Origin of the sequence: Winogradskya humida, from assembly GCF_016862215.1 — a bacterium.
In the GTDB taxonomy this organism is placed as follows: Bacteria; Actinomycetota; Actinomycetes; order Mycobacteriales; family Micromonosporaceae; genus Actinoplanes; species Actinoplanes humidus.
In genome coordinates this window covers 1-18,101 of sequence record NZ_BOMN01000072.1, presented here as the reverse complement: position 1 = coordinate 18,101, position 18,101 = coordinate 1, and the positions used below count along the sequence as shown (strand labels likewise).

At 70.0% G+C, this 18,101-nt stretch carries 19 protein-coding genes; 11 read left to right on the top strand and 8 right to left on the bottom strand.

Annotation, left to right across the window (positions count from 1 at the left end; genetic code table 11):
* The first annotated feature begins 301 nt into the window (after positions 1–301).
* From Ahu01nite_RS27045 to Ahu01nite_RS27030, 4 genes are all read left to right on the top strand, one after another.
* The gene (locus tag Ahu01nite_RS27045; RefSeq protein ID WP_203839448.1) at positions 302–847 is read left to right on the top strand and encodes a hypothetical protein; all 546 of its coding nucleotides are present in this window, start codon (positions 302–304) and stop codon (positions 845–847) included.
* Between the two features lie 325 nt (positions 848–1,172).
* Positions 1,173–1,511, top strand: a complete 339-nt coding sequence (locus Ahu01nite_RS27040) for an ArsR/SmtB family transcription factor (protein ID WP_203839447.1) — start codon at positions 1,173–1,175, stop codon at positions 1,509–1,511.
* On the top strand, positions 1,508–1,972 hold the full coding sequence (locus tag Ahu01nite_RS27035; RefSeq protein WP_203839446.1) for an SRPBCC family protein: 465 nt from the start codon (positions 1,508–1,510) through the stop codon (positions 1,970–1,972). The genes Ahu01nite_RS27040 and Ahu01nite_RS27035 overlap by 4 nt, the downstream gene beginning before the upstream one ends.
* Entirely contained in the window at positions 1,972–2,595 is a 624-nt protein-coding gene (locus tag Ahu01nite_RS27030; protein WP_203839445.1) for a dihydrofolate reductase family protein, read from the top strand. The genes Ahu01nite_RS27035 and Ahu01nite_RS27030 overlap by 1 nt, the downstream gene beginning before the upstream one ends.
* Before the next feature lie 42 nt (positions 2,596–2,637).
* Here Ahu01nite_RS27030 and Ahu01nite_RS27025 read toward each other — a convergent pair whose 3' ends face one another.
* Complete coding sequence (locus Ahu01nite_RS27025) at positions 2,638–3,522, bottom strand: NADP-dependent oxidoreductase (RefSeq protein ID WP_203839444.1); 885 nt, start codon at positions 3,520–3,522, stop codon at positions 2,638–2,640.
* 109 nt (positions 3,523–3,631) lie between these two features.
* On the opposite strand from Ahu01nite_RS27025, the gene Ahu01nite_RS27020 reads away from it, so the two are divergent.
* Positions 3,632–4,549: a TetR/AcrR family transcriptional regulator gene (locus Ahu01nite_RS27020; RefSeq protein ID WP_203839443.1), complete on the top strand. Its 918-nt coding sequence runs from the start codon at positions 3,632–3,634 to the stop codon at positions 4,547–4,549.
* Here Ahu01nite_RS27020 and Ahu01nite_RS27015 read toward each other — a convergent pair.
* A complete protein-coding gene (locus tag Ahu01nite_RS27015; RefSeq protein ID WP_239159171.1) occupies positions 4,495–5,223 on the bottom strand; it encodes a YqjF family protein in 729 nt (242 codons plus the stop codon). The genes Ahu01nite_RS27020 and Ahu01nite_RS27015 overlap by 55 nt on opposite strands.
* Positions 5,224–5,242: 19 nt before the next feature.
* Positions 5,243–6,217 (bottom strand): aldo/keto reductase, encoded by a 975-nt coding sequence (locus tag Ahu01nite_RS27010; RefSeq protein WP_203839442.1) that lies wholly within the window; start codon positions 6,215–6,217, stop codon positions 5,243–5,245.
* A 175-nt stretch (positions 6,218–6,392) separates the two neighbouring features.
* Between Ahu01nite_RS27010 and Ahu01nite_RS27005 the strand changes: the two genes are divergently transcribed.
* The 3 genes from Ahu01nite_RS27005 (at position 6,393) to Ahu01nite_RS26995 (ending at position 9,607) form a co-directional block, all read left to right on the top strand.
* The gene (locus tag Ahu01nite_RS27005) at positions 6,393–7,133 is read left to right on the top strand and encodes a neutral zinc metallopeptidase (protein WP_203839441.1); all 741 of its coding nucleotides are present in this window, start codon (positions 6,393–6,395) and stop codon (positions 7,131–7,133) included.
* A gap of 59 nt (positions 7,134–7,192) precedes the next feature.
* A complete protein-coding gene (locus Ahu01nite_RS27000) occupies positions 7,193–7,912 on the top strand; it encodes an HAD family hydrolase (RefSeq protein ID WP_203839440.1) in 720 nt (239 codons plus the stop codon).
* 423 nt (positions 7,913–8,335) lie between these two features.
* On the top strand, positions 8,336–9,607 hold the full coding sequence (locus Ahu01nite_RS26995) for an HNH endonuclease signature motif containing protein (protein ID WP_203839439.1): 1,272 nt from the start codon (positions 8,336–8,338) through the stop codon (positions 9,605–9,607).
* 279 nt (positions 9,608–9,886) lie between these two features.
* Here the strand turns inward: Ahu01nite_RS26995 and Ahu01nite_RS26990 are convergent, their stop codons facing one another.
* Together Ahu01nite_RS26990 and Ahu01nite_RS26985 are read right to left on the bottom strand one after the other, a co-directional pair.
* Positions 9,887–12,427 carry an ABC transporter permease gene (locus tag Ahu01nite_RS26990; protein ID WP_203839438.1) on the bottom strand — a complete coding sequence of 847 codons (2,541 nt, stop codon included), beginning with the start codon at positions 12,425–12,427 and terminating at the stop codon, positions 9,887–9,889.
* Positions 12,427–13,194 carry an ABC transporter ATP-binding protein gene (locus Ahu01nite_RS26985; RefSeq protein WP_203839437.1) on the bottom strand — a complete coding sequence of 256 codons (768 nt, stop codon included), beginning with the start codon at positions 13,192–13,194 and terminating at the stop codon, positions 12,427–12,429. Before Ahu01nite_RS26985 ends, Ahu01nite_RS26990 begins: the two co-directional genes overlap by 1 nt.
* 200 nt (positions 13,195–13,394) lie before the next feature.
* Here Ahu01nite_RS26985 and Ahu01nite_RS26980 point away from each other — a divergent pair, with 200 nt between their 5' ends.
* Both Ahu01nite_RS26980 and Ahu01nite_RS26975 read left to right on the top strand, forming a co-directional pair.
* Positions 13,395–13,886, top strand: coding sequence for a toxin-antitoxin system HicB family antitoxin (locus tag Ahu01nite_RS26980; protein ID WP_203839436.1), 492 nt, complete (start codon positions 13,395–13,397; stop codon positions 13,884–13,886).
* 23 nt (positions 13,887–13,909) lie between these two features.
* Positions 13,910–14,695 carry a DUF4097 family beta strand repeat-containing protein gene (locus Ahu01nite_RS26975; protein WP_203839435.1) on the top strand — a complete coding sequence of 262 codons (786 nt, stop codon included), beginning with the start codon at positions 13,910–13,912 and terminating at the stop codon, positions 14,693–14,695.
* Positions 14,696–14,719: 24 nt separating this feature from the next.
* Here the strand turns inward: Ahu01nite_RS26975 and Ahu01nite_RS26970 are convergent, their stop codons facing one another.
* Together Ahu01nite_RS26970 and Ahu01nite_RS26965 are read right to left on the bottom strand one after the other, a co-directional pair.
* A complete protein-coding gene (locus Ahu01nite_RS26970; protein ID WP_239159170.1) occupies positions 14,720–15,400 on the bottom strand; it encodes a LuxR C-terminal-related transcriptional regulator in 681 nt (226 codons plus the stop codon).
* 548 nt (positions 15,401–15,948) lie between these two features.
* Positions 15,949–16,380, bottom strand: coding sequence for a hypothetical protein (locus Ahu01nite_RS26965; protein WP_203839433.1), 432 nt, complete (start codon positions 16,378–16,380; stop codon positions 15,949–15,951).
* Between the two features lie 96 nt (positions 16,381–16,476).
* On the opposite strand from Ahu01nite_RS26965, the gene Ahu01nite_RS26960 reads away from it, so the two are divergent.
* A complete protein-coding gene (locus tag Ahu01nite_RS26960) occupies positions 16,477–16,830 on the top strand; it encodes a MerR family transcriptional regulator (protein WP_203839432.1) in 354 nt (117 codons plus the stop codon).
* 102 nt (positions 16,831–16,932) lie between these two features.
* Here the strand turns inward: Ahu01nite_RS26960 and Ahu01nite_RS26955 are convergent, their stop codons facing one another.
* A complete protein-coding gene (locus Ahu01nite_RS26955) occupies positions 16,933–18,012 on the bottom strand; it encodes a RecB family exonuclease (protein WP_239159172.1) in 1,080 nt (359 codons plus the stop codon).
* Positions 18,013–18,101 lie beyond the last annotated feature (89 nt).

The window sequence follows — 18,101 nt, the reverse complement described above, 5'->3', positions numbered from 1 at the left end:
TTCTCCGCTCCACCCCGCTTCTCCGCTCCACCCCGCTTCTCCGCTCCACCCCGCTTCTCCGCTCCACCCCGCTTCTCCGCTCCACCCCGCTTTTCTGGCCGCCCGGTGCACCTGCGCCGGGCGGCCGCTTTGTCTCACCCGCCCGATCGCTCTCTTTTCCTCCCGCTCTTTCCGCTCGCCCCACCCCTTCCTTCCGCGTTTCCTTCCGCACAGGCTTCGCGCCCGCCTTCACCGTCGCGCCCGCCTTCGCGCCCGCCTCGTTCTGGGGGTGCCGAGGGGACATTTCGGGCACACTGGTGGGGTGCATGATCATCCACTGGAGGTCGGCGAGGACGCGACCACCTTCTTCCAGCCCCGGGGCATGGTCTTCGTCACGATGCTCTGGGTGATCGCCCTGGTCTGGCTGCTGTGCCGCGGCCTCTACGTGCTGCTCCTGCTCGCGCTCGGCATCCGCCCCACGGCGGCCGACATCGTCACCATTGCCGAGAGCCTGCTCGTCGTACCCGTGGTCGCGGCCGGCCTGGTCGTCCTGGTCGCCTGGAACCGCTTCGGCTGGCTCAAGAGCTCCATGAAAGGCCTGGAGTTCGGCGCCACCGGCCGCCGCGGCGTCCACCTACCCTGGTCCGCGATCGCCTCGGTGGGCCTGCGCCGCTGGGGCCCGTTCACCGAACTGGTCATCACCCCAACGGCAATGAGCCAGGTCACCGAACTCCCCGGCCCCGGCCGCCGCCCCCGAACCCTGCGCCGCGAATCCGGCCCCGCCTTCCTCCTCGACGTCGGCCTGATGTCCCCCGGCCCCACCACCCTCCTCGCAGAACTCCACCGCCGCATCCCGTCACGCGTCTGACCCTGGCCTGTCTGACCCTGGCTCGTCTGGTGCTGGCCCTGGCTCGCCTGGCCCGTCAGGCCAAGACCCGTCGGACCAAGACCCGTCTGGCCCTGGCTCTGGCCCTGGCCTGTCTGGCCTCGTTCGTCTGACCCTCGGTCGCGTGGCTCTGTCGTCTGGCCACGCCGTCTGGTTACGTCGCTTGGCCCCGTGGCTTGACCGGCGGGGTGACGCGTCCTATGTTTAACGCGTACGTTAATTAACGAAGGTGTTAAACAGCGACCGGCAACGAACAGTGATCAACAACAAGCAGTGACGGACAACAAGCAGTGACGGGTAGCGCGCAGTGACGACCGACCGGCTCAGCACGATTTTTGCGGCCCTGGCCGACCCGACCCGCCGGGCGATTCTGGCCCGTCTCGCCGAGGGTGACGCGACCGTGAACGAGCTCGCCGAGCCGTTCTCCATCAGTCTCCCGGCGATCTCCCGGCACCTGAAGGTGCTCGAACACGCCGGCCTGATCACCCGCAGCCGCACGGCCCAGTGGCGCTCCAGCAGCCTGCGGGCCGAACCCCTGCGCGAGGCGACCGCGTGGATGGACCGTTACCGGCGGTTCTGGGACGAGAGCTTCACCCGCCTCGACGCCCACCTGCAACGCATTCAATCCGAGGAGAAGAAACAATGAGCGACCGCGACCTTGTCATCACCCGGATCTTCGACGCGCCCCGGCACCTGGTCTACCGGGCGTTCACCGACCCCGACCAGCTCGCGCAGTGGTTCGGCCCGGTCGGCTGGTCCGTGCCCCGCGACGGCGTCGACGTCGACAACCGGCCCGGCGGGCACCAGCGCTTCACGATGGTCAACGACGCCGACGCCGCCCAGACCGCCCTGGTCGACGCGCACTTCACCGAGCTCGTCGAGAACGAGCTGATCGTCGCGGAGGAGGACATGACCGCGATGACCGACTTCCCCGGCGACCTGCTCCACCTGCGAGTCGAGTTCCACGACGAGCCGGACGGGCGTACCCGGATGATTCTCACCCACGGCCCCTACCCGGGCGACTGGGTGACCGAATCGGGCGCCGGCTGGAACAGCTCCTTCACCAAGCTCGACAAGGTGCTCGCTCTGGTGGGCGGAGACCGCTGATGCGCAAACTGCTGATCAACACCTTCCTCAGCCTGGACGGCATCATGCAGGCCCCCGGAGCCCCCGACGAGGACAAAGACGCAGGCTTCGCGTACGGCGGCTGGTCCGTCAACTACTGGGACGACCGGATGAACGAGCTGATGTCGGCGGTGATGACGGAACCGTTCGACCTGCTCCTCGGCCGCCGCACGTACGACATCTTCGCCGCCCACTGGCCGCACACCTCGGAGGAGCTGGGGTCGGGCCCGCTCAACAACGCCACCAAGTACGTGGCGTCGCGCGGCACGCCCACCCTCAGCTGGGACAAGTCGGTCCTGCTCGGCGCCGACGTGCCGGCGGCCGTCGCGGAGCTCAAGGCCGGTGACGGCCCGGACCTGCAGGTGCACGGCAGCGGCGACCTGATCCAGACCCTGCTGCACCACGGCCTGATCGACGAGTTCGGGTTGTGGACCTTCCCGGTGCTGCTCGGCTCGGGCAAACGCCTGTTCGCTCAGGGGACGATTCCGGGTGACCTGCGCCTGACGCGCACCGAGTCGATGTCCACCGGCGTGACCTTCAGCACGTACGTTCCCGCCGGTGAGATCGTGCCCGGCTCCTTCGCCCTGGACCAGCCCGCGACTTGACCACCCGCCACGCGGTGCTGGTCCGCCGGGCGACGGACGGGTTCACATGATGATTACCCGGCGGCCGCGGGTGTGGCCGGCGTGGCTGTCGATCTGCGCGGCGGCGGCCCCGGCGAGCGGGTACGCCTTCTCGACCGGGATGTGCAGCGCGCCCCGCGCGATGAGCCGGGCGGCCTCGGCGAGCGCCGCCGGCACGTCCCCGGTCACGCCGGAGAACCGCACACCGAGCTCCGGCGCGCCAAGATCGGCGATGGAGATCACCCGCCGCGGATCCCCGGTCAGTTCGACAAGCTCGCGAATCACCCCCGCGCCGGCCAGATCGAGAGCCGCATCAACCCGGCCGAGCTCGCGCACCCGGTCGGCCCACCCCTCGCCGTACGTCGTAGCGACGGCGCCCAGGCTACGCAGGTAGTTCTGGTTCGCGGCCCCGGCAGTCCCGATCACCGTGACGCCCCGCTCGCGAGCGATCTGCAGCACCGCCGACCCGACCCCGCCGGACGCGCCGCTGACCAACAGCGTCTGCCCGGGCTGCACGCCGGTCTCGCCCATGATCCGCAACGCGGTCTCCACCACGGACGGGTACCCCGCCGCCTCCTCGAACGTCAGCCCCTCGGGCATCCGCGCCCAGGCGGACAACACGGCGAACTCGGCGTACGTGTCCGAGCCTCTGCCGAACACGTGGTCGCCGATCTCGACTCCCGCAGCGCCCGGGCCGATCTCGTCCACCACTCCGGAGGCGTCCTGGCCGATCCCGGAGGGCAGTGCGATCGCGTGCAGCTGCCCCTCGCGGTTCCGCCAGTCGGCAGGGTTCACGCCCGCCGCCCGCACCGCGACGCGGATCTGGCCCGGTCCCGCATGGGGGTCCTCGCTGTCCTCGAGCCGCAGAACGTCCGGACCGCCGAACTCGGCGAAGCTGATTCTCTTCATGCCAGGACCATAACCAGAACAGTTCTATTTATACAACAGCTCTAACTTTGGAGGTGGTGGTGTTAGATAGCTAGGATCGGGAGATGACCGCAGCGACTAGCATCGCGGGATGACTGCGCCGACCGGACGCCGCGAGCGCAAGAAGGCCGCCACCCGCCAGCGGATCGCCGACACCGCGATGCGGCTCTTCCTCGCGCGCGGCTACGACGCGGTCGGCATCCGGGACGTCGCCGCGGAGGCCGACGTGGCCGTCGCCACGGTCTTCACCCACTTCGCCTCGAAAGAGGCCCTGGTGTTCGAGCTGGACGAGGACTTCGAGCAACGGCTCATCCTCGCGGTCACGGGCCGGGCGCCGCACGAGCCGTTGATTCCCGCGCTACGCCACGAGATCCACGCCCTGGTGCGTCATTGCACGGCGGACAGCACCGCCCCGACCTGGCGCATGATCGACGACTCGCCGGCCCTGCGGGACTATGAGGAGTCGATGCGCCTGCGCCACGCGGAATCCCTGGCCACCGCCATCGCCGCCGACCTCGGCCTGCCGCCGGCCAGCACAGCCTGCCGCGCGATCGCCCGGTTCACGATCGACGCTTTCGCCGTCGCCCGTGAGGCCCCCGACCCGCAAGCCGCCGTCGACGAGGTCTTCACCATGATCGCCGCCGCCTGGGAGGCCTACCCAGCCGCCGCCCGAGCCAACGGCCAGGCCGGTGTCCCAGGCAGTGGCCAGGCCGGTGCCCCAGGCAGTGGCCAGGCCGGTGCCCAAGCCGGCAGCCAGGCCGATGTCCCAGGCAGAGGCCGGGCCGATGTCCCAGCCAGCAGCCAGGCCGGTGCTCCAGCCGACGGCCAGGCCGGTGCTCCAGCCGACGGCCGGGCCGATGTCTCAGGCAGTGGCCAGGCCGGTGCCCCAGCCGGCAGCCAGGCCGGTGTCCCAGCCGGTGTCCCGGTCGGCGCTCGGGGTGGTGCCTCGGGGGGTCAGGGGGCGGCGACTGCTGGGCCGCCGAAGGTGACGGGGACGCCGGGGGAGTAGAGGACGCTGTCCGGTGGGCGGGTCTGGTGGGGCAGGCCGGCTGCTTCGATCAGGCCGTCGTTGAGGTCGACCAGGTCGGCGTGGTGCAGGGGCCACTGGGGGTGCTCGTTGGGGAGGTGGATCGTGCGGCCCCAGGCGCGGGTGTGCAGGCCCCAGCGGGCGGTCAGGAAGTGCTCGAGGGGTGTGGGGGTGGGGTGCGGCGCTCCTACGCGTACTGAAAAGGACGATGACGGGCCGGATGGGCGCCGGCGGCTCGTGTAGCGCACCAGGTCGCCGTCCTTCTCCAGCCGCATGCGGGACCATTTGTACGGGAGCCGCAGCGTTGCCTGCGCCGTCAGCACCGGGATGAGCCGCTCGGCGTCCAGTGACCGGAACACGACCGCGCGGCGACCCTGGTCGTCGACGCTGTAGAGGCGCACGTTCGTCTCGCAGAACGTGCCCAGGTAGGGCAGGCCGGGACCGCGCAGCGGACCGAGCCCCTCCATCCGGAAGCCGATCAGCCCCACATACGTCATCCCGTCGAACGTGTCCGGCTCGGTGCCGCGTGGCAGCAACGGCGCGACGAGGGCCGGCGGCACAGCCCAGTGCAGGAAAGCCAGGTCGCGCCAACTCTGTACCAGCCATGACCGCCGCACCGGCCGGACTGTCTCCGGGGTCACATCTTCGATCCGCACACCGCCCATCATGGGCCTCTCAGCGACCGATGACGGACATGTCCGCGTAGCGGGCACCGGTTGGGGGCTCGATCGCGGTCAGACGGGCCAGCTGGGTCTCGGTCAGGGTCAGCGTGTCGGCGGCGAGGTTCTCCTCGAGGCGACCCACCCGTTTGGTGCCCGGGATCGGGGCTATGTCGTCGCCTCTGGTCAGCACCCACGCCAGCGCCACCTGGGCGGGGGTGACGCCCGCCTCGGTGGCGACCGATCTCACCTCGTCGACGATGCGCAGGTTGGCCGTGAAGTTGTCGCCCTGGAAACGGGGCTGGCCCTTGCGGGAGTCGTTGTCGTCGAAGTCTGCCGGCGTGGTGATCGCGCCGGTCAGGAAGCCGCGGCCGAGCGGGGAGTAGGGCACGAAGCCGATGCCCAGGGCGCGCAGGGTCGGCAGGACCTCGGCCTCCGGGTCGCGGGTCCACAGTGAATATTCGGATTGGACCGCGGTGATCGGGTGGACGGCGTGGGCGCGGCGGATGGTCTCCGGCGCGGCTTCCGACAGGCCGATGTGGCGGATCTTGCCGTCCTGCACGAGGTCGGCGAGGGCGCCGACGGTGTCCTCGATCGGGACGGCCGGGTCCATGCGGTGCTGGTAATACAGGTCGATGTGGTCGACGCCGAGACGCTTGAGGGAGCCGTCCAGCGCGGTGCGCAGGTTGTCCGGGTGACCGTCGATGCTGCGGCCGCTGTCACCCGTACGGTGAGACATCAGTCCGAATTTCGAAGCGATCACGACGTCGTCGCGGTGCCCGGCGAGCGCGCGCCCGACCAGCTCCTCGTTGGTGAACGGTCCGTAGCGTTCAGCCGTGTCAAAGAGTGTCACACCGAGCTCGACGGCCCGATGGATCGTGCGGATCGACTCGGCCTCATCGGTGTTCTTACCTGTGTAGAAGGCGGACATGCCCATGCAGCCCAGCCCGATGCGGGACACGTCGAGACCTGCCAGCGACACCTGCTTCATGGAGCGTCTCCTTCGTGGGCCTGCCCGGGGAGGAACCGCTTCGAAAGGTACGCCCGGCCGTCACGACTCGCCCGGGCGTCCGCAGTGGCCAGCGCCACACACCCTCATCCGCGGGTGGGCCCGTTTCCGTATCGTGGATGTCACCCCGGTCACGCCAGCCCCTCGGAGGAACCGCATGCCGGTGCCGCACCGCAACCGTCTCATGATCCCGGCCCTGGCCGGCGCGGCCCTCATCGCCCTCGGCTGCGTCTCCGTGCCGCAGGCCGACGAACCGGCCGGGCAGCGCCCCCGGGCCGCGACGACGACGACCAAACCGGAACCCCTGGACCCGGACGTCGACGGTACGGACACCGTGGAGGAATTCCAGTCCGACATCGGGGACGCGCGCTCGATCGCGGAGGAGTACTGGAAGGCGCAGTTCGACAAGTCAGGAATCGACTTTCAGCCGATCGCCGAGCTGATTCCGTACGACAAAGAAGGTGAAGTTGATTGTGGCAGTCAGGCACTGGGACTCAACAACGCCGCCTACTGCTCCGCCGGCGACTTCATCGCGTACGACGTGAACTGGTCCTTCGCCGCCTTCCGCCAGATCGGCGACGCCTTTATCTTCTACCTCCTGGGCCACGAGTACGCGCATGCCATCCAGCGCCGCCTCAACATTCAGAAAGAGTTCACGATCGAGCAGGAACTGCAGGCCGACTGCATGGCCGGCGCCTATATCGGTGACGAGGAGAAAGCGGGCCGCCTGCGCCTCGAGGACGGCGACCTGGACGAACTCGCCGCCGGTCTGGAAGCGGTCGGCGACGACCCCGGTCAGCCCTGGTTCGCCGAGGGCGCCCACGGCACCGCCCGCCAGCGCACGAAGGCGTTCAAGGGCGGCTACGAGGATTCCCTCACGCCCTGCGAACTCGGCTGAGCAATTTCACAGGGGAGGCGGGTCACACCGGGCCTCGCGGGTGGTCCCGGCAGGGGAGAATGGCTTTCGGTGCACGCTCTTTCCGGTACGCGCTCAGGAGGCTCGCCCTGACATCACGACAACCCGCCGCGGTCCTCTTCGACATGGACGGCACGCTCGTCGACAGCGAGAAGGTCTGGGACATAGCCCTGTACGAGCTGGCCGCCCACGCCGGTGGCACGCTCTCCGAGTCCGCCCGCCTCGCGATGATCGGCAGCGCCATGGCCACCACCATGCGCATCCTCCGCGACGACCTGGGCCAGCCCGACCGCGACGAACCCGCCGACGTCGCCTGGCTCGAACACCGCGTCGAGCAGCTCTTCGCCGATGGCCTGATCTGGCGCCCGGGAGCCCTGGAGCTCCTCCTCGCCGTCCGCGCCGCAGGCCTGCCCACCGCCCTGGTGACCTCCACCGGCCGCCGCCTCGTCGAAGTAGCCCTCAACACCCTCGGCCGCGAGAACTTCGACGTCATCGTCTGCGGCGACGAGGTCTCCGCCCCCAAACCCGACCCCGCCCCCTACCGTACGGCCGCCGACCTCCTCGGCGTGAAGATCGCCGAATGCGTCGCCATCGAGGACTCCCTCACCGGCATGACCAGCGCCCTCGCCTCCGGCGCAGCCGTCCTGGCCGTCCCCGCAGAGCTGGAGCTTCCCGCCACTGACGGCGTCCACCTCCGCGACACCCTCGTCGGCGTCGACCCGGCCTTCCTGGGCACCCTCTTCACCGAAATCCCAGCCTGACCCCACTGCCTTTCCCACCTGGCCTCTTCCCGCCGGCCTTCCCACTGCCTCTCCCTGCTGGCCTCTTCCCGTCGGCCTTCCCACTGCCTCTTGCCGCTGGTCTGTCCTCGCCGGCCTCTGAGCGGTAGTGCTGTCTCCGGGCCGGCATGCTCGGCGGGATACGACCTGGGCGGGCGGGAAAGTAGGCGAGCGCAGCAGTACGGCTTCCCTGTACGTCCGCTCCGACCGGCTCCCGGATCGGCCGCGGCCGCAGGCTCGGGGCCAGGGGCTTCCGACACCTGTGCCCTTGCCGTGGGTCTGGGGCTGCTGCGACCAGGGAGGCGAGGCGGCACACCCTCGCGCCGGTTTCAGATAATGAATGTCGATCTTCAAGCCGCCGTCGGGTGGCGGAAAATGTCGTACGTGTGTTCGATAATCGTGCTCATGTTGGCGCAGGTGCAGCAACTCGGAGATGACGCGGCGGTGCTCGCCGCGGCTCCGCTGTGGCAACTGACCGACGCCGACCTGACCGACGCGCTGCACTCGGCGCGACGCGCCGAACAGGCAATACTCGTCCTTCAGGCACGCCTGGTCCACGAGGCCGTCAACCGTGGCATCCCCGTGGCGCAGGGACATCGCTCCACCGCCGGCTGGCTACGCTCCCTGCTGCTGCTCGACCCGCAACCGGCCCGGGACCTCACGGCCCAAGCCACCGCACTGCAGCATCCAAACATCCGGCAGGTGGTCCTCAACGGTCATGCCGACGTGCGCCAGGCCGCCGTCATCGCCACCACCCTTGACACCATCCCCGACGACCTCGCCACCCTCGACGGCCCCATCGACAGCGCCCAGATCATGCAGGACGCCGAAACCGCGATGATCGACCTGGCCGGGCAGCTACCCGCCTACCAACTCCGCCGCGTCGGAGAACGCATCCTCGACCACATCGCCCCCGAACTCGCCGACCGCGCCGACCAGACTGCTCTGGCCCGCCAGGAAGCCCGCGCCCGCAAACGCCGCGGCCTCACCCTCTCGATGCCCCTCAACGGCACAGTCCGCATCTCCGGCACCCTCGGCATCGAAGACGCCGCCATCGTCCACGCCGCCCTGCACCCCCTGTGCCAGCCCGACCCGAAAGACACACGAACCCCGCCACAACAGCGCGTCGACGCCCTGATCGACATCTGCCGGTTGGCGCTACGCACCACCGAACTCCCCGTCGACGGCGGCGAACCACCCCAACTGTCGGTCACCGTCGCCTACGACCCGCTCACCCAAACCCTGGGCGGCGGCACCACCGACAGCGGCCAGCGCTTGTCGGCCGAAACGACCCGGCGGCTCGCCTGCGACGCCCGGATCCTGCCCGTCATCCTCGGCGGACAAGGCCAAATCCTCAACGCAGGCCGACGCCGACGTAACGCGACCGGCGCCATCCGCCGCGCCCTCCACATCCGCGATCGCGGCTGCACGTTCCCAGGGTGCGATCGCCCGCCCCGATGGACCGACGGCCACCACCTGTGGCACTGGGCAGACGGCGGCCCCACCAACCTCGACAACCTCGCCCTGCTCTGCCGCCAGCACCACCAACTCATCCACGACGCGACCGCAGGCTGGCACATCCAACTCGGACCCGACCAACGACCCGAGTTCATCCCACCACCCCACATCGACCCCACCCGACAACCCCAGCGAAACCTCTACCACCAACGCCAATAGCGCGTACCCGCGTGCAGCCCGGCCCTGTACTTCGCTGCAAGCACAGAACCGGGCGATTCAGCTCGGGTACACGACTGGGCGACCAGCTTGGTTACATGACGCGGCGACCAGCCTGTCTACATGACGCGGCGACCAGCTTGTCTGCGCGACCAGCTTGTCTGCGCGACTGGGCGACCAGCTCGATGACTGGGCGACCAGCTTGCGTTCGAGGCTGGGCGGCCGGTTCGGGGTCGTGGCTGGGCTGGGCGGTCAGTCGTGGGTCGTCAGTCGTGGGGGCGGTCAGTCGTGGGCGATGGCGCCCAGGATGTTCAGGCGGGCGGCGCGGATGGCTGGGATGACTGCTGCGATTACTCCGACCAGGGCTGCCAGCAGCAGATATGTTGCCATTCGGGACCAGGGCAGGACCAGTTCGGTGATTCCGTCGTTCTCCAGGGCCCGGGTGACCGCGGTGCCGAGGCCGGCTCCGACGACGACGCCCAGGAGGGCGCCGAAGACCGAGATGACGACGGCTTCGACGGTGATCATGCGCATGGTCTGGGCCCGGCCGAGGCCGACGGCTCGGAGGAGGCCGAGTTCGCGGGTTCGTTCGAGGACGGACAGGGCGAGGGTGTTGATGACGCCGAGGACGGCGATCAGGATGGCCAGGGCCAGGAGGACCTGGATCATGGTGATGATGGTGTCGAAGGTGGAGACCTGTTGCTCGACGAAGGCGTTGGCGTCGGTGGCTGATACCTCCGGGCTGTCCGCGAGGAGCGTTTTGATCTGCGGGAGCACGGCGTCGACGGTGGTGCCCGGGTCGAGGCGGACGAAGCCGAGTATCGGCTGGGTGATGCCGAAGTCCTTGGTGGCCGCGGCCGGCATCATGATGCTGCCGGGCAGGGAGTCCTCCGCGTAGACGGCCACGACCGTGTAGGTGCGGGGGTCGCCGCGGGAGGCCTGGATGGTGACCTGGGAACCGGTTTTCCAGCCCTCCTCGGTGGCCTTCGGCTGGCTGACCGCGATCTGGTCCGCCGCGAGTGCGGCGGTCGGGCCGGCGCCGAACGCCGTCGCGAGCTGGGACAGGTCGTCGGCTGCGTCCACCCAGGTCTTGGCGCCGTTGATGGAGACCTGGTCGTTCCAGAGGGCCGCTGCCGCGCGTACCCCGGGGATGGCGGCGGCGGAGGTGACGACGGCCGGGTCGTAGGTCGGCGGGCGGGGGCCGTTCTGGTCGCCGCTGATGATGATCTCGGCTTTGAGGACGCGGGCGGCTTCGGCGCGCAGGCTGCTCTTGGCGGAGTCCATGACGACGGTGACTCCGGTGACCAGGGCGATGCCGACCATGAGGGCGGCTGCGGTGATCGCGGTGCGGCGCGGGTTGCGGGCCGAGTTGAGCCGGCCGAGGCGGCCCGGCAGGGACCAGGAGAAGAGGCGGCCGAGCACGCTGATGACCGGGCGGCTGATCAGCGGGGTGAGCAGGGCGACGCCGATGAAGGTGACCAGGACGCCGCCGAGGATGAGCCACAGGTCCGCGCTGCCGGCGTCGGCGAACAGGCCGGTGCCCAGGGCCGCGGCGCCGGCGGCCGTGACGGCTCCACCGGCGATGCTGATGGCGGTCAGCGGGCGATCCGGGGTGGCCACGTCCTGCATGGCTGCGATCGGGGCGATGCGCGACGCGCGCAGCGCCGGGAGGACCGCCGCGACCACGGTGACGACGAGGCCCACCGTGAAGGAGCTGATCACGGCCGCGAGCGGTACGCCGACGGGGGCCAGTTGCAGCCCGCCGCCCCCGAACGCGTCGAACAGCTTGGTCAGCAGGGCGCCGACGCCCACGCCGGCGGCGAGACCGAGGATCGAGGCGAGCAGGCCGATGACGACGGCCTCCACCATGACCGAGGTGATCACCTGGCGGCGACCGGCGCCGAGAGCGCGCATCAGGGCGAGTTCGCGGGTGCGCTGCGCCACGATGATCGAGAAGGTGTTGAGGATCAGGAAGACGCCGACGAACAGCGCGACGCCCGCGAACCCGAGCAGGATCTGGTTGACGAAGCTGAGGCCCTCCTTCAGGCCGGCGGCGTTGTCCTGCGCCATCTGCTCGCCGGTGCGGACCTTGTAGCCGCTGCCGAGCGCCGCCGCGACGTCGTCACGCAACTGCTCAGGCGTCACTCCGGCGGCGGCCTCGACGCGGATCGAGCTGAAGATGCCCGTACGCCCGAGCATCAGCTTCTGCGCGACCGGCCCGGTGAACGCCACCTCCTGGACGCCGCCGAGGCTGTCGCGGTCGCCGCTGTACCCCCACACGCCGACCAGCGTGAATTCCTTCTTCGGTTCGAGGGTCAGCACCCCGACACGGTCGCCGAGCTTGATGCCGGCCGCCTTCGCGACCGCGGCGTTGACCGCGATCTCGTCGTCCGCGGTGGGTCCCCGCCCCTGGCGCAGTTCGAGCAGGCCGTCCTCGCCGGTCCACGCCGTGCCCATGCGCGGCGGTCCGACGGAGGTGAGGACCTTCCCGTCGCTGCCGATGACACGGGCGCCGTCCGCTTCGGACAGACCGGTTGCCACACGTACGCCGGGAATGCTCTTGATCGTGTCAAGCGTGACCGCAGGCAGGGGAGTGGGCACCTCCTCGCCGTCGACCTCGTCGACGGCGACCTTGGGGACAGCGGTGACGCCGACGTCCGTCGTGGAGTAGGCGTCGGCGAACAGCCCGTCGAAGGAGCGGCCCAGCGTGTCGGTGACCACGAACGCGCCGGCGACGAACATGACGCCCAGCACGACGGCCAGCCCCGACAGGATGAGCCGCAGTTTTCTGGCCAGCAGGCTCTTGAGCGTGGCGCGCAGCATCAGATCATCACCGGCTCGCCGTACGTGTCCAGCCGCTTCATCGTGTCGAGCACGGTCTCGGCGGTCGGGTCGTGCAGTTCGTCGACGAACTCGCCGTCGGCCAGGAAGACGACCCGGTCCGCGTAGCTCGCGGCGACCGGGTCGTGGGTCACCATCACGATGGTCTGGCGGTGTTCGCGCACGCTGGCGCGCAGGAACGAGAGCACCTCGGCGCCGGAGCGCGAGTCGAGGTTGCCGGTGGGCTCGTCGGCGAAGATGACGTCGGGCCGCGCCACCAGCGCCCGGGCGCACGCCACCCGCTGCTGCTGGCCGCCGGAGAGCTGGCTGGGCCGGTGCGAGAGCCGGTCGCGCAGCCCCACGGTGTCGATGACGACGTCCCACCACTGCGGATCGGGCTTGCGGCCGGCGATGTCGAGCGGCAGCTTGATGTTCTCCGCGGCGCTCAGCGTCGGCAGCAGGTTGAACTGCTGGAAGATGAACCCGACCCGGTCGCGGCGCAAGCGGGTGAGCGCCTTGTCGCCGAGCCCGCTGACCTGTGTACCCCCGATGTGCACAGATCCGCGGTCGACGGTGTCCAGGCCCGCCAGGCAGTGCATGAGTGTCGACTTCCCGCTGCCGGACGGGCCCATGATCGCGGTGAAGCGCCCCTGCCCGAAACTGGCGCTCACCCCGCGTAGCGCGACGACCCGCGCCTCACCCGAGCCGTACACCTTCCAGACCTCGTCGGCCCGTGCCGCAATGGCTTCGCCGGTCGTCGTCGGTGTCACTGTCCGTCCCCCAATGTCTCTCTGTGGATAACCAGCTCAGTCTTTCGGCGCCAGCTGCTGCATTCGTCCGTCCAGGGGCGGAGCGGTACGCGGAGATTCGCTGGGGGTGCCCACCCAGTCCGGCTCAGGGTTACCCCGGAGATCGCACTCTGACATCACGGTGACGTTGACAGGCGTTACTACGACGTCATAGTGGTGTCATGGACCTGACGCCGTACCTCGAATCGCTGCGGGACGACCTCGCGGCAGCCGCCGCCCCGGGCGGCCCGGACACCACCCGGGCCGCGGAACTGCTGGGCTCGGCCCTCGAATCGTCGGTGCGGCTCGTCCTGCTCGAAGCCCTGTCCGACGCGGCGGCGGAGATCACCACCCGGCTCCAGGGCCCGGTGGTCGACGTCCGGCTCCGCGGCCGCGAGGCCGACCTCGTGGTCAGCGAGACCCCCGCCGAAGCCCCGGCCACAACCCTCGCCCCGCAACCGGTCGCCGCCGACACCGGCGACCTCGCCCGCATCACGCTGCGGCTGCCGGAATCCCTCAAGACCCACGCCGAGCAGGCCGCTGCCGCCGAGGGCATCTCCGTCAACTCCTGGCTGGTCCGTGCGGTCGCCGCCGCAACCCAGCAGAACCCGCCGGCCCGTCAGCCGGATTCCCGCTCCCGAGGCCGCCGGATCACCGGATTCGCGCAGGCCTGACCCCTTCGAAGGGAAGAAATGTCATGACCGAGTTCCAGCACTCCACGCCCGTCACCGTCTCCCTGCAGGTCCAGCGCGGCACGGCCGAGGTCGTCGCCGAGGAGCGCGACACCGTCACCGTCGACATCACTCCCGATGACGGCCGTTTCACGGTCGCCCTGGACGGCGACACCCTGATCGTGCACAGCCCGGAAGGCGGCGGCTTCAGCTGGCGTCGCGGAGAAAAAGCCGACGTGAAGGTACGCGTGCCGCTCGACAGCTCCCTCGCCGTCAGGTCCGCCGCGGCCGACCTGCGCCTGGCCGGCCGCTACACGACCGCGAACGTCAACGCAGCCTCGGCCGGTCTCCACCTCGACCACGTCACGGGCGACGCGCACATCAAATCGGCCAGCGGTGACCTGACAGCCGACCGCGTGGGTGGCTCCCTGCGCATCCACACCTCGTCGGGCGAGCTCGTCGTGGGTGACGTCACGAGTGACGTCAATGCGACCACAGCGAGCGGTGACATTACGATCCGCCGGGCCGGCGCGTCCCTCAAGGCAGAGTCTGCCTCGGGCGACATCGAAGTCGGGTCGCTCGTCCGCGGCAAGGCCGTCCTCAAGACGGCATCAGGCGACGTCACCGTCGGCGTGACCCCCGGCACGGGCGTCTGGCTCGACCTGGACACCGCCTCCGGCAGGACCTCCAGCGACCTCGCCATGTCCTCGGACGTACCGGACAACGCCGCCACCCTGGAGCTCAAGATCCGCACGGCGAGTGGCGACATCGACGTCCACCGCGCGATGGGAGACCTCCCGGCAGCTGCGTGACACCCACCCTCAGCGATCGGGCCCTCAGCGATCCGGTCCGGCTCCACCGCCGGGCCGGATCAACCCTGTCTCGTACGCGAGGACTACAGCCTGCACCCGATCCCGCAACCGTAACTTCGTCAGTACGTGCCCCACGTGCGTCTTCACCGTCGTCTCACTGACGGTCAGCGCAACCGCGATCTCCGCATTCGAATGCCCCCGCGCGACGTGCACGAGAACCTCCCGCTCCCGCTCGGTCAGCCCCGCGAGCGCCTTGCCCGGCAACGTGTCCCCGGCCACCGGCAACAACTCGGCGAACCGGCTCAGCAACCTGCCCAGAATCAGCGGAGCCACCACCGCCCCACCGGCAGCCACGGTCCTGATCGCCGCCACCAGCTCCCCGGCCGGCACATCCTTACCGAGATACCCCGCGGCCCCGGCGGCCACCGCCCCCAGCGCCTGCTCATCCGCCTCCCGCTGCCCACCGGGCCCCTCGCTCCCGGGCGACCCCGCAGCCATGATCAGCACCCGCACCGGCAACCCCGACAACACGATCCCCCGGGTAGCCCCCAGCCCATCCAGCCGAGGCAACCGAAGCTCCATCACCACCACATCAGGCAGCAACCGCCGAGCCAGATCAACAGCCTCCACCCCATCCCCGGCCTCCCCGACCACCGCAAGCCCCTCAGCCCCCGCAAGCGCCACCCGCAGCCCCGCCCGCAACATCGGCTGATCATGAGCCAGCAACACCCGCACAGCCCGCCCGCCGGTTGGGGTGCGGGCTGGGCCGCCATTCGAGGTGGTGGCTGGGCTGCTCGCTGGGTTGCCGGTTGGGGCGGTGGTTGGAGCGTCGGTTGGGGCGGTGGTTGGGTTGCCGGTCGGGGCGGTGGCTGGAGCGCCGGCTGGGCTGCCGGGTTGGGCTCCGGCTGGGCTGCCGGGTTGGGCTCCGGCTGGGCTGCCGGGTTGGGCTCCGGCTCGGCCGCTGGTGGGGTTGCTCGGGCGGCCAGCCACCCCCGCATTGCCCTGAATCCCGTCGCTCGCAGTCAAGCCCGACCTCCCCCGGAACCGCACCCCGGCGCTCACCCTAAGCGATCGAACCTCATCGCAGCCCGTCCCCACGACCCTCGCACGTCCTCCCTGTACCCACCCTGAGCTCCGCATGGGACAGACCATGATCCGACAGAGCTCCACCCACCTGGGCTGGGCTGGGCTGGACGGGCTGGGCTGGCTGGACGGGACGGGCTGGACGGGCTGGGCTGGGTCGAATGGGGCGGTTAGTTCGGGGTGGGTCGGGGGGTGAGGGACGGGCGGGTGCGGAGCCAGGGGGCGAGTTGTGCGATGGCGAATGAGATTTCTGCGGTGAGGAAGAGCCACAGCAGGGGTGTGACGCCCTGGGTGAGGGCGTATCCCTGCCAGAGGGCGAACAGGGCTCGGGCGATTCCGTCGAGGAGGCCGTGGGTGGGCAGTGGGCGGGTGAGGCGCAGGGCGGCCCAGATGACCACGACGGATCCCATGAGGTTCGCGAAGAGGATCTCCATCGGGGCGGCGGTGGGGAGGGGCGGGACGCCGAACGTTTCACCGGCTGAGGACAGCAGGCCGTGCAGCAGGAGGTAGGTCCATGGTGTGGCGAAGCCTGCGGTGACGATGAGGTCGTACCAGGCGCTTGCTCGGACGAGCTGACGGTAGCGTGGGGAGAGATGGTTCATTGCTGGGCTCCTGCCTGGGGCGGGACGACGGGGGAGCCCGAACGGTAAGGGGTGGAGTACGGTCCAAGGTCAAGCCGGACCGTGGGGGAGAACGTCATGCGTATCGGTGAGCTGGCCGCGCAGGTGGGCGCTACCAGGGACACGATTCGGTTCTACGAGAAGCTTGGGCTTATTACGGCGACGCGGCTGGCGAACGGGTACCGCGACTATCCGCCGGAGGCTGCGGCCTGGTTGCGGCATGTTCGCACCGCGCAGCGGCTGGGGTTCTCGCTTGCGGAGATCGCCCAGGTCGTTGAGCAGCTGCGTGGCGCACCGGATGAGGACCTGGCGCTTTCCGCGCTGCTGGCTGAGAAAGCGCGCACGGTCGACGAGCGGATGGCTGCCCTCGAGGCGCTGCGATCCGACCTGGCCGCCCGCATCGGCACCGCCTGCCCGCTCAGGCACAGCTGACTGAGCCGGGCAGTCGGGCAGCTGAGCAGCCGGGAAGCTGAGCAGCCGGGCAGCTGAGCGGCTGAGCAGCCGAGCGGGCAGGCAGGGTCGGGGGCGAGGGGGTCAGGGCTCGTTGTGGGCTGCGGTGATGTCGTCGGCGGGGGTGGGTTGGGCGGGGATGGTGGTGGGGGTGGGGTAGGGGAGGAGGGTGCCGCCGAATTCGGGGCAGTGGGCCTTGTGGTTGCACCAGCCGCAGAGGCGGCTTGGTTTGGGGCGGAAGTCTTTGTCCTGTTTGGCCCGTTCGATGGCTTGGGAGAGGGCTACGAGGGTGCGTTCGAAGCGTTCGAGCTCGTCCGGGTCGGGGCTGAAGTCGAGGACTTCGGCGTCCTTGAGGTAGAGCAGGCGCAGGACGCGGGGGACTACGCCGCGGGTGCGCCAGAGGACCAGGGCGTAGAACTTGAGCTGGAACAGGGCCCGGCCTTCGAAGGCCTCGCGGGGGGCGCCGCCGGTTTTGTAGTCGACCACGCGCAGGTCGCCGGCGGGGGAGACGTCGAGGCGGTCGATGTAGCCGCGGATCAGCAGGTCGTCGTTGATCAGGGTGGAGATCAGGCTTTCGCGCTCGGCCGGCTCGAGGCGTTGCGGGTCCTCGACCGCGAAGTAGCCGTCCAGCAGCTGGCCCGCCCCCGCCAGGAACGCCTCCAGCTGCGCGACCTCGTCCTCCGCCACGGGCTCCGGCATCCCCGGTAGCAAACCCGAATCCCCGGCAGCGCCACCATCTGCGGCAGCGCCGGCATCTGCGGCCGCGCCGGCATCTGCGGCCGCGCCAGCATCAACGGCCGCGCCGGCATCAACGGCAGTAGCAGCATCTCCGGTCGCTGCCGGAGATGCTGCGTCCCTGGCTGGGGGAGTGGCGAAGAGGGCGGACATGGCGGGCTCGCGTTCCACGAGGCGGTGCCATTCGGGCTCGACCAGGGCGGCGGCTGCGGTGGGGGTGCGGTCGGCGGCGGGGAGGTCGAAGAGGCGTTCCAGGACGGCGTGGATGAGAGTGCCGCGGGCCTGGTCGCGGGAGGGCTGCTCGGGGAGGCGGTCGATCGTGCGGTAACGGAACAGCAGCGGGCAGGTCTTGAAGTCGGCGGCGCGTGACGGGGACAGCGACGGCCCGGCCACACCGGGCAGCGGGGAGCCCGCACTCTCCGGAGGCAGATCAGCCGAAACCAGCGGCAGATCAGCCGAAACCAGCGGCAGATCAGCCGAAACCAGCGGCAGATCAGCCGAAACCAGCGGCAGATCAG

Coding starts and splice junctions, on each gene's coding strand:
- Ahu01nite_RS26990 (WP_203839438.1), bottom strand. CDS start 12,427: ATGCTGCGCGCCACGCTCAAGAGCCTGCTGGCCAGAAAACTGCGGCTC.
- Ahu01nite_RS27005 (WP_203839441.1), top strand. CDS start 6,393: ATGCCGGTGCCGCACCGCAACCGTCTCATGATCCCGGCCCTGGCCGGC.
- Ahu01nite_RS27030 (WP_203839445.1), top strand. CDS start 1,972: ATGCGCAAACTGCTGATCAACACCTTCCTCAGCCTGGACGGCATCATG.
- Ahu01nite_RS27010 (WP_203839442.1), bottom strand. CDS start 6,217: ATGAAGCAGGTGTCGCTGGCAGGTCTCGACGTGTCCCGCATCGGGCTG.
- Ahu01nite_RS26980 (WP_203839436.1), top strand. CDS start 13,395: ATGGACCTGACGCCGTACCTCGAATCGCTGCGGGACGACCTCGCGGCA.
- Ahu01nite_RS26995 (WP_203839439.1), top strand. CDS start 8,336: ATGTTGGCGCAGGTGCAGCAACTCGGAGATGACGCGGCGGTGCTCGCC.
- Ahu01nite_RS26960 (WP_203839432.1), top strand. CDS start 16,477: ATGCGTATCGGTGAGCTGGCCGCGCAGGTGGGCGCTACCAGGGACACG.
- Ahu01nite_RS27020 (WP_203839443.1), top strand. CDS start 3,632: ATGACTGCGCCGACCGGACGCCGCGAGCGCAAGAAGGCCGCCACCCGC.
- Ahu01nite_RS27000 (WP_203839440.1), top strand. CDS start 7,193: ATGGCTTTCGGTGCACGCTCTTTCCGGTACGCGCTCAGGAGGCTCGCC.
- Ahu01nite_RS26965 (WP_203839433.1), bottom strand. CDS start 16,380: ATGAACCATCTCTCCCCACGCTACCGTCAGCTCGTCCGAGCAAGCGCC.
- Ahu01nite_RS26970 (WP_239159170.1), bottom strand. CDS start 15,400: ATGTTGCGGGCGGGGCTGCGGGTGGCGCTTGCGGGGGCTGAGGGGCTT.
- Ahu01nite_RS27025 (WP_203839444.1), bottom strand. CDS start 3,522: ATGAAGAGAATCAGCTTCGCCGAGTTCGGCGGTCCGGACGTTCTGCGG.
- Ahu01nite_RS27035 (WP_203839446.1), top strand. CDS start 1,508: ATGAGCGACCGCGACCTTGTCATCACCCGGATCTTCGACGCGCCCCGG.
- Ahu01nite_RS26975 (WP_203839435.1), top strand. CDS start 13,910: ATGACCGAGTTCCAGCACTCCACGCCCGTCACCGTCTCCCTGCAGGTC.